The 10,734-nt window shown below is 43.9% G+C and carries 6 protein-coding genes; 4 read left to right on the forward strand and 2 right to left on the reverse strand.

Annotated elements, in window-relative coordinates:
• The first annotated feature begins 327 nt into the window (after positions 1–327).
• From BLQ57_RS20010 to BLQ57_RS20025, 4 genes are all read left to right on the forward strand, one after another.
• Entirely contained in the window at positions 328–2,859 is a 2,532-nt protein-coding gene (locus BLQ57_RS20010) for a M14 family metallopeptidase (RefSeq protein ID WP_087941400.1), read from the forward strand.
• Between the two features lie 337 nt (positions 2,860–3,196).
• Positions 3,197–4,846 carry a carboxylesterase/lipase family protein gene (locus BLQ57_RS20015; RefSeq protein WP_087941399.1) on the forward strand — a complete coding sequence of 550 codons (1,650 nt, stop codon included), beginning with the start codon at positions 3,197–3,199 and terminating at the stop codon, positions 4,844–4,846.
• A 227-nt stretch (positions 4,847–5,073) separates the two neighbouring features.
• A complete protein-coding gene (locus BLQ57_RS20020) occupies positions 5,074–7,506 on the forward strand; it encodes an outer membrane beta-barrel protein (RefSeq protein WP_087941398.1) in 2,433 nt (810 codons plus the stop codon).
• A 230-nt stretch (positions 7,507–7,736) separates the two neighbouring features.
• The gene (locus BLQ57_RS20025; protein WP_087941397.1) at positions 7,737–9,062 is read left to right on the forward strand and encodes a serine hydrolase domain-containing protein; all 1,326 of its coding nucleotides are present in this window, start codon (positions 7,737–7,739) and stop codon (positions 9,060–9,062) included.
• 148 nt (positions 9,063–9,210) lie between these two features.
• On the opposite strand, the gene BLQ57_RS20030 is transcribed toward BLQ57_RS20025, so the two are convergent.
• Both BLQ57_RS20030 and BLQ57_RS20035 read right to left on the reverse strand, forming a co-directional pair.
• A complete protein-coding gene (locus tag BLQ57_RS20030; RefSeq protein ID WP_139162841.1) occupies positions 9,211–10,377 on the reverse strand; it encodes a hypothetical protein in 1,167 nt (388 codons plus the stop codon).
• A 13-nt stretch (positions 10,378–10,390) separates the two neighbouring features.
• Positions 10,391–10,734: transposase (locus BLQ57_RS20035; protein ID WP_139162842.1), on the reverse strand; the 344-nt coding region annotated here is incomplete at its 5' end.

Raw genomic sequence — 10,734 nt, forward strand, 5'->3', positions numbered from 1 at the left:
CATCCTGAAGGACAAAACAGCATACAAAGAACTCGGAGCAGAATACTTGGAAAGCCGAAAGAAGGACAGACAGATCCAACATTACCTGGACAAACTCAGGGAACTTGGAGTGGAACTGAACAAGGAAAAGGTAGCATAAAAAAACAAAGGTCGGTTTTTACTGGAGGTTGAAACATCGTTGTGAAAACAACGAAACCCCGTACATGAAATTGACATCAGACGCTAAGCACACAGGAGTATTGCCGTGAGCATGAACATGAAAATTTAACTTCTTAGCGTCTTTTTATTCCTTTACCTAAAAATGAAAAAGAAACAAATTATAAACACATGAAAAAACTACTACTCTTAAGCTTAATGCTTTGCATGTTGCTCAGCTTTGCGCAAGCTCAAATCCAGACTCCCGAGCAGTTTCTCGGCTATAAGCCTGGCGACCGATTCACTCCACATCACCGCATGGTAGATTATTTTGAGCATGTCGCCGAAGCTCTTCCCAATGTACAGCTCATCCAATACGGCGAAACCAATGAAAAGCGCCCACTGATCTTGGCGATTTTCTCTAGTCCAGAAAACATGGCCAATCTAGAGCAAATCCGAGAGGATAACCTACGCCGAGCGGGTCTGCTTGAAGGCACGCCCAGCACCTCCATCCCGATCAACTGGATGTCTTTCAATGTCCATGGAAATGAATCTGTGGGAATGGAAGCGGCAATTTCGGCTTTTCATACTTTGGCCGATCCGAGCAACACCAAAACTCAAGAATGGCTGAAAAACCAAATCATCATCATCGATCCAGCAATTAACCCTGATGGGCGAGATCGCTATGCCATGTGGTACAATCAGAAAATGAATACCACGCTTCAGCCGGATTTGCAGTCCATGGAGCACAATGAGCCTTGGCCTGGAGGTCGCGCCAACCATTACCTTTTTGACCTCAACCGAGACTGGGCCTGGCAAGTACAAGTAGAGTCTCAGCAGCGATTAAAAATGTATCAGCAATGGATGCCCCAGTTACATCTCGACTTTCACGAGCAGGGAATCAACAATCCTTTTTACATGGCGCCGGCTGCCGAGCCGCTTCATGAGCAACTCACCGAATGGCAGCATGAATTCCAGGATATTTTCGGAAAAAATACCGCAAAATACTTTGACCAAATGGGCCGCTTCTACTTTACCAAAGAGCGCTTTGATTTACTCTACCCCTCATACGGGGATACTTATCCCATGTACAATGGCGCCATCGGAATGACCATCGAGCAAGGTGGCGGAGGACAAGCCGGCCGTGGGGGATTCAATGCCGTAGGCGACACGGTAACTCTCAGCTACCGAATCGAAGGACATTATACTGCCGCCCTTTCTGCAGCGGAAATGACCAGTAAAAATGCGAATAGATTGCTCACTGAGTTTTCAAACTACTTCTCCGAAAACTCCAGCAATCCTAAAAGCAAATACAAAAGCTTTGTGATCAAAGGGGAAAGCAATCCCGCCCAAACGGCCAAATTACTGGAGCTATTAGACAAAAACGGTATTCAATATAGCAAAGCAGGAAGTAAGTCCGGATTGAGAGGATTTGACTACCAAAGCGGAAAAAATGCTTCCTTCAGCACCTCAGAAGAGGACATAGTGATTTCGGCTTATCAGCCAAAGTCTGTATTGACTCAGGTCTTTTTCGAGCCCAACCCTCAACTTAATGACAGCATCACTTACGATATTACTTCCTGGGCTTTGCCGTATGCGTATAATTTGAAAGCCTATGCCTTGGAAAGCAAATTGGATCCTTCGGGGGAATTTGAAAAGACAGCTTTTTCAGAAAATACTCCAGGAAAAACTCCTGTGGCCTATATTGCCCGCTGGGAAGGGACTCGTGATGCAGCATTTTTGGCAGCTTTGCTGAAAGAAGGTATCCGCGTCAAATACCCTGAATATGCTTTCAAAACAGAAGGTAAAAGCTTTCCGGCAGGAACGCTACTGATCACCAAAGGGGGCAATGAGTACGTAGCCGACTTTGATAAAAAAGTGACCGAAACTGCCAATCGATTTGGAATCAGCCTCGAAACTACCATGACGGGCTACATGGAAGAAGGCAAAGATTTTGGCTCACCTAATATACGCATTATCCAAGCGCCAAAAGTAGCATTGGTTGGTGGGCAAGGCACCTCCTCACTCAGTTTTGGCGAGGTGTGGCATTTCTTTGAGAAAGAACTGGATTACCCTCTTTCTACCTTGGAACTGGACAATATGTCCCGCTATGACCTGAGCAAATACGATGTGATCATCCTGCCTTCCATGTGGGGTGGTGGATTGAGCAAAGCCGCTCAGGACAAGCTCATGGACTGGACTTCTGCTGGCGGGAAAGTCATTGCGCTCGATGGTGCGGTCAATTTATTTGCCAATAAGGAAGGGTTTGCGCTCAAGACCTTTGATACCGACGAGGATAAAAAAGCCGCTGAGAAAGCTGCAGATTCTTTGGCGAAAGCCGAGCGATTGGAACCCTATTTAGAAGGAGAGCGACTGGCGATCTCAGGAGGTGCCGCAGGTGCAATCTACCAATTGGATATGGACGAAACGCATCCTTTGGGCTATGGAACAAGTGGGAAATACTACACGCTGAAAAATAACTCAAATACCTACGCCTTCATGGATCGTGGTGTCAACGCCGGAAAAATCAGTTCAAATGATTCCTATCGAACCGGTTACATCGGCTACAAGATCAAATCCAATATGGGTGAGTCTTTAGCTATCGGAACTGAAAGAAAAGGGCGAGGGGAAATAGTCTATTTTGTAGATAATCCGATATTCCGAGGCTTCTGGGAATCCGGAAAATTGGTGTTGAGTAATGCTATTTTCTTGGTTGGACAATAAGGAAAGTATGAAATTAGAATTGTAAAAGCTGAAATTAGAAACCAAAAAGCCGGCTCCGAGTGTGATTGGAGTCGGCTTTTTTAATTGTCAGGAAGCGAGCTTGGTAAAAGAACCATTTTTGCACATTCATTTGTGCATTTTTTCCTCAATAGTGCACTTTATATATGCATTTAGGGATACTTTTTCTTTAAAAAATGAGGGATGAATTTACCTATTGAAACTCCCGCTTTGAAATAGAAACAGATTCTCAGGCATCATAATTTTTCTATTCTATCTGATTCTCAATTTCTTTTTCTATTTTGTCATACTGAAACAATAACCCTTTAAACCTATTGTCATGAAATCAAACCGAAGAGACTTCTTCAAAAAAGTTGGTGTTGGCACCTTAGCTGCCTCCGTTCCCTTTTCATCCCAAGCTTTTGCCAGTCAAAGTACTCCAAATTCAGATGATCAATTTCTCCAAATCGGAGATAACATCGCCATTGCTGAAACCACAAACGGCAAAGTTCGCGGTTACATTCTCAACAGTACCTACACCTATTTGGGCATTCCCTACGGTGCCGATACATCCGGGAAAAACCGATTTATGGCTCCCAAAAAACCAGCCGCTTGGACAGAGGTAAAGCCCACTATTTGGTGGGGAAATACCGCCCCTCAAATCATGGATAATCGCTATGCCAACGTACATTATTCCTTTGCTGATCACTGGAACTATGACGATGTCAGCGAGGACTGCCTCAAGCTCAATGTGTGGACGCCCAGTCTCGACAGAAAGCGCAGACCCGTGATGGTTTGGCTCCACGGCGGTGGCTTCACCAATGGCAACGCCATCGAACAAGATGGCTACCATGGTGAAAATTTTGCCAAGCAGGGAGACGTCGTCTTTGTTTCTATCAATCATCGATTGGGGCCGATTGGCTTCACCGACCTCTCGGGAGTGGGGGGAGAAAAATACCGTGATTCCGGAAATGTCGGCATGCTCGATATCATCGCTGCACTGGAATGGGTTCGGGACAATATTGCCAATTTCGGAGGCGACCCGGGCAATGTCACCATCATGGGCCAATCCGGCGGAGGAGCAAAAGTCACCTGTGCCATGGCCATGCCGGCATCCAAGGGGATCGTGCACAAAGGTGTCGCACTGAGTGGAAGTATGCTTAAAGCCAACGATAAAGAATATGCTCAAACGCTGGGCAGATTTGTCATGGAAGAAGCCAAGCTGAGCCCTGAAAGTCTCGATAAACTTCAGGAAATCTCTTGGAGGGAATATTTAGACATTGCCAATAAAGGAATGGAAAGAATGAGAAAGGAATATCCCCAGCCCGGATTCCGTGGTGGCTTTGGTCCGATAGCGGATGGGACTCATATTCCAAAAGGCGAATTTTTCAGCGAAACTTCCGCTCATGCGACCGACATGCCTTTGATGGTTTGCACAACTTTCCACGAGTGGAATCCGACAAGAACCAATGCCGAATTGGAAAAAATAGATCGATCTGGCGTCATTGCTCAGTTGAAAGAGCGATTTGGAGAAAAATCGGAAGAGATCTATTCCGCCTACCAAAAAGATTTTCCCGATGCTTCACCTGCTGACCTTTGGGCGATGATTCTATCCAATCGTCAGGGTGCTATCAACACCTCCACCGCCAAAGCCAAACAGTCCGCTCCGGTTTATTTGGCGTGGTTTGGATGGGAACCCAATCTCTACGACGGTAGAATGAAAGCCTTTCACTGCATCGATATTTGCTTTTGGTTTAAGAATACTGACCGCATGTACACGCATACCGGAGGTGGAGCTAGACCTAGGGCACTTGCCGACAAAATGAGTGCTTCGCTTTTGGCCTTTATGCGAACAGGAAATCCCAATGTGCCCAAGCTACCAACATGGCCAGAATTTTCGACAGCCAATGGAGAAACCCTCATCCTTAATGACACCTGTCAAGTTAAAAACAAACCCGATGGAAACGGTTTGGCAGCCTTGCCCGCCTAAATCAAGTTCGCCTTACTTCAAAGTCCGATTCTCTATGTTTCGGACTTTTCTTTTTCATAGAAAGTAAATTTTGTCCGAAAACCGAATAAAATACTGTACGGTTTTGATACAGTGATTTTGTACTCTTTCTCCAAAAAACATGATTTAAGGCCCTTAAAGGCATTTTTTGGGGATTGGCACCTTGTTTTCATAAGGAGAGTTATCACACACTCAGTAGCTATTAATTTATGAAAACGACCAACTATCTATTTTTGACCTTATTGATCTTCTTTTTGGGTTTGAGCAATCTCGCTGCAAAGGAAGTCAGTAAAATCACCGGAACAGTCACCGACCAAAATGGTAGCCCTGTTCCCTATGCCAACGTAGCCCTCATCCAAGCCGAAGGAAATGGCTTGATCGATGGGGCAGTTTCAGATGAGGAAGGAGTTTTTCTCATCGAATCAGTCAAGTCCGCCAAGGTACAGTTGGTGGTATCATCCATCGGTTTTAAATCCTTCAGTTCGGAAGCATTTGACCTCAGCCCGGGAACGGTAAAAGACTTCGGAACCATCCAAATCGAAGATGAAATGACGGGGTTGGAAGAAGTGACTGTACAATCCACCCGTCCTGAGATCACCATAGAGCCTGACAAAACCGTCATCAATGTAGAAGGTACGGTCATGGCCGAAGGCTCCAATACGCTCGATGTAATCGGCAGATCTCCAGGCGTATTTATCGATCAGGAGGGCACTATCAATCTCAACGGCAGAACAGGCGTAGTCGTCATGATCAATGACCGGCCTACCTATATGTCAGCGACTGATTTGGCAGCATTTCTCCGATCCATGCCTGCAGATAATATTAAAAGCATCGAGGTGATAAACAATCCCTCCGCACGATTCGATGCCGAAGGTGCGGCAGGAGTGATCAATATTCAGTTGAAGAAAAATACAGTGGACGGTGTGTTTGGAAATGTCCAACTAGGTGGACAGTACAATGGCCTGTGGTCTCCAAACACCGGAATAGCCCTCAATGTGAAAAAAGGGAAATGGACCTCCAATGCCAACTTAAACTACAATGAGTACGCAAACTTCAATGACCTGGAGATCAACCGAAACTTTACTTTAGAAGAAGGAATTTCAAACTTCAATCAGAATTCCAGAATTAAGCAGCGTCCCAAGACGCTATTCTTCAGCGGATCAACCAATTATGAAATCAACGAAAAGCACAATTTAGGATTGAATCTACAAGCTTCTGCTTCGGATTTCACTGATCATTCGACTTCTTTGACAGAAATCACCAACCCCGGAATGCAAGACCTGGACTACATGGAAAGCATTAATAATTCCGGCGGAAACCGAGATAGAATTTTTGCCAACTTCCACTATGACGGCAAACTAGATACGCTAGGCACCAAAATCAGCTCTGATGTAGACTTCACTAGAATGAATGCTGCTAGCGAATCACTTTTGACCAATACCTTTTGGACGGGTCAGAATCAAAATGCTGCCTTTGGAAACAGAGTATTAAATCTTAATGAGATGTATTACAACATTCTCACTGCCAAAGTGGACTTCGTAAAACCCTTGAAAAATGGTAGTACGGTAGAAACCGGATTGAAAGGCTCGTGGGTGAAATCAGACAATGACCTAGACTTGCAAAAAGCGGATCAAGAAGGCCCTTATACTCCGGATCCCAATAGCAACCGATTCATCTACAATGAAAATGTATTGGCGGCTTATGCGACCTACAAGGGTAAATTCTCAGAGAAAGTGTCTTTTCAAGCCGGATTGAGAGGAGAATATTCCGACATCACTGGCAATTCTGTCACCCTGGAGGAAGTGAATACACAGCAATATTTCAACCTGTTTCCAAGCGCCTTTATCCAGCACAAAGTCAGCGAAAATTATCAAATCATCTACAATGCCAACCGAAGAATTACCCGTCCCAATTACCGCTTGCTCAATCCCTTTATCTTCTACATCGATGCATTAACCTTCGAACAAGGAAATCCGGGATTAAAACCGCAATACTCCAACAACTTCGAGATGAACCATGTGATCAAAGGGGCTTATCAGTTCAATATTGGCTACAGCGAAACCGAGGATGCATTCATGCAGGTATTTATGCAGGATCAAGAAGCTAGAACCACCACTACCTTTACCGATAACTTTGACAAGACAAAAAATCTCAATTTCAGAGCCATCGTACCTGTAGACATTACCAAGTGGTGGGGTACCTCCAATATGGTTCAAATCAACCATAATCGCTTCAAATCACAAATCGGAGATGATTTCTTAGACAATGCACAAACCTCATTTATGATGAGAACCCAGCATAATCTAAATCTGCCCGCTGGTTTCAAATTCGAACTGGTCGGAATGTATCTCGGACCTCAGATCTGGGGACAGGGTAGAATCAAAGGCTTTGGATGGGTAGAAGCTGGAGTCACCAAGTCCGTCATGAAAGATAAGCTGACCATTTCTGTTAATGGTACAGACCTTTTCCGAACCCAGGTGATCTATGCAGATGTAAACTTTGCCAATATAGATACCAATTTCCGTCAATACCGAAGCAATCAAGGGGTACGATTCACCTTGCGATGGAGATTTGCTCAGGGCGAAAGCTTCCGGGTAAAATCCAACACAGGAAGTACCGAAGAACGCAATCGATTAGACTAAATTTTATTCCCCCTGGATACTATTGATCTAGGGGGATTTGATTTTGAATACAGGATTCTTAAATTCCTATCAAAAACACCTAAATCTTTGTAAATCATGCAAACAGCACTTCTCTTTATCATTGGTTTTAGCCTGGGTTTATGGCTATTCAAATTACTTTTCAAGAAGAAAAATACGACAAATTCTTAAGGCAAGCTCATTGAGTTGCTTTTAGACAAATTTCAAAAATCATGAAGACAAAACGTTTCTTTTTCTTAAGCCTTTTCCTGCTCAGCATCCTACAAATTAGCGAGGCACAAGAAGCCGACTTTTCCAAAACCAGTCAATTATTAGACTCTCTGGAAAAGCATAATAAATACATGGGAACTATTCTGTTGGCTGAAAATGGGCAGATCAAATTTGCCAAAAGCTTGGGGTATGCCGATACTGAGAATAGCATCAAAAATATCATCGAAACCCGATATCGGATTGGGTCTATTTCCAAAATGTTTACCTCCGTGCTAATCTTTAAAAGCATTGAAGAGGGAAAATTAAGTTTGGAAACTCCACTTGCGGATTTTTTCCCAGACATCCCTAAGTCCAATCAAATCACCATTGACCACCTCCTCAAGCATCGAAGTGGTATTCACAGCTTTACCAACGATAAAGACTACCTCGGCTACAATACTGAACAAAAATCAAGGGAAGATATGCTGCAGTTAATTGTGGGTGGAGGAAGTGATTTTGAGCCAGACTCCAAAGGGGAATACAGCAATTCGAATTATGTGCTGTTATCCTACATTCTGGAAGACATCCATAGAAAATCCTTTGCAGAAATATTGGATAGAGGTATCGTCAAACCGCTGAAATTAAAAAATACAGTGATTTTTGATGAGATCGATACTAAGCAAAAAGAGGCCAAATCCTATACCTACAATGGCGGCTGGGTCTTAGAAAAAGAAACCCATCCTTCGATCCCTATGGGTGCAGGTGCAATTCAATCCACTGCAGAGGACTTAGTGCTTTTTGCAGAAGGACTTTTTGGAGGGAAATTAATCTCGGAGCATAGTCTTACTCAAATGCAGGAAATCCAAGAAGGCTACGGCCGGGGGATGTTTAGCTTCCCTTATTATGATAAAAAATCACTGGGACATACTGGAGGTATTGATGGCTTTCGGTCCATGCTAGGCTATTTTCCTGAAGAAAAAGTAGCAATCGTCACACTTTCCAACGGTTTGAACTGGAACAACAACGATGTTCTATTGGCCACATTAAATGGCTATTTTGGAAAAGAAGTCCAAATTCCTTCCTTCCTGAGTTATGAAGTGACCTCCGAAATGCTCGACCAATACCTCGGGGAATACGTCTCGGAGCAAATTCCAATCTCCTTTACTTTTGTCAAGGAGGGAAATACGCTAATCGCCAAACCCAGTGGTCAGCCTGACACTAATTTGGAAGCCACCGCCGAGCATCAGTTTGAGTTTACTGCGGTGGGGGCAGTTTTCATCTTTGATCCGGAAAAAGGACTTTTGACCTTCAAGCAGGGTGGTGGGACTTTTCAATACCAAAAAAAATAAATTGAGGCTGTCTCAAAAGAGAAGTTTGTCACATTGAGCACTTGAGAGACGAGAGTCTCGAAATCGAAATGTGGGCTAGAACGGTAGAAATGGCCTTCGTACTGCCCAACTCTCGCTGGTCAGGTGCTAAGGCTGACATTAAAGCTATTTATGAGACAGCCTCTTTGATTTCCACCCGATACAGCTGGAAAAAATCCTCCTCCACTTCAGGATTGGGCAAGGCATTGAACCATAAAGCTCCATCTCTGCTGACAAAAACATTTCCTAGCTTTTCAGGAAATTCGAAATCCGTCAGCTTCTCTCCTTCCAGGTTCATAATCTGAATTCGGTTTTTATATTTGCCTGCTATTCGCGCATTAAAATCCCTGTAAGCCTGCTGTGAATTGACCGACTGATATTCCGCTCGATCCAAATCATCGTAGCCTGTGGTATAGCTGACCACCAATAAGTCACCCACCCTCACCATCTTGGAAATGATTCCGTAGCTCGGATCAAAAGAAATCGCTCTTGGATCCGCCTTTTGGGGATCTTCCCCTTCATTCACTTGAAAATCGGTCAGATCAAGCGCAACTCGTTTGATTTTTTGATAGGGTTCTTCTAATTCATAAATCGTCAAAAAAGGATCGCCTCCAGTAATCACATAAAGCTGATCATCGATCACCTCAAAAGTGGCCGATAGCATACCCGGCTCATGCGATTGCCCATTTTGGAAAATACTGGCTGAGTCCAAGTGAAGAAACTGCTCCATACTTCCCGTTTTGGGATCTATCCATACAAGCTGCTGAAAGTTATCATAAAACTCCGGCTGGGTTTTATTGTATTCCCCTCGAGCGACCAAGCCCGTCATCAGCAGTTTATCTTTCACAGGGTAAATTTCTCTTAGCGCATCCATTCGTCCAGAAAAACTCTTCATTTCCTCCTTTGGCGTTTTGGCCGCTTTGATCAGATTTCCTTCAAAATCATACTCAAATACCCCAAACATGGACACCACCTGAATTCGGTCCCCCTCCAAAAGTCTCCCTGCAGCCATCGGAAAGGATCCAAATCCATCAGGAGAATCTCGATCTTTTACAAATTCCCCCAAAATATTCCCCTCAAAGTCTGTAGTCACAAATGCCCGCCTTTGCATATCAAAAAATAAGGCGCGGTCAATTTCCGGACGAATATCCATGAACGACAAAACGCCTACATAAGAAACTCGTACCGAATCGCTAACTTCCAGTTCGAGATTAATTGATTCTGTGGACTCCTTTGATTGAGGAGCTTGACAGGCAAAAAAGAATACAAAAATGATTGAATAACTTAGTCGAGTCATAAGAAGATTGGCTCTATGTGGAATATAGTGGGTAGTCGAATTTGAGTTTCCCAGCAATGAAATAAATCATGTTAATGTAGTTGTCAATGTTCCTGTACCCTCTGGCTCTTTTTTTGGCTAACTGTATTTTGGAATTAATGCCTTCGAGGACTCCGTTGTTTAAATTGGTTTCTGTATAGCTTACAATTCCGAACCAATGTGCCTGTATGGTTTTGGCCGCCTCCATGAACGGGAATATCTTGGATTCTTTTACAAGGTCACACCAATAGGAAAGGTATGCAGCAGCCTCTTCTTTGTCCTTAAAGTCCCAAAACTCGTTGAACAGTTCTTTGAGCCTATAAGCATTGGAAATGCTGG

The sequence above is a fragment of the Algoriphagus faecimaris genome, assembly GCF_900101705.1.
Lineage (GTDB): Bacteria > Bacteroidota > Bacteroidia > Cytophagales > Cyclobacteriaceae > Algoriphagus > Algoriphagus faecimaris.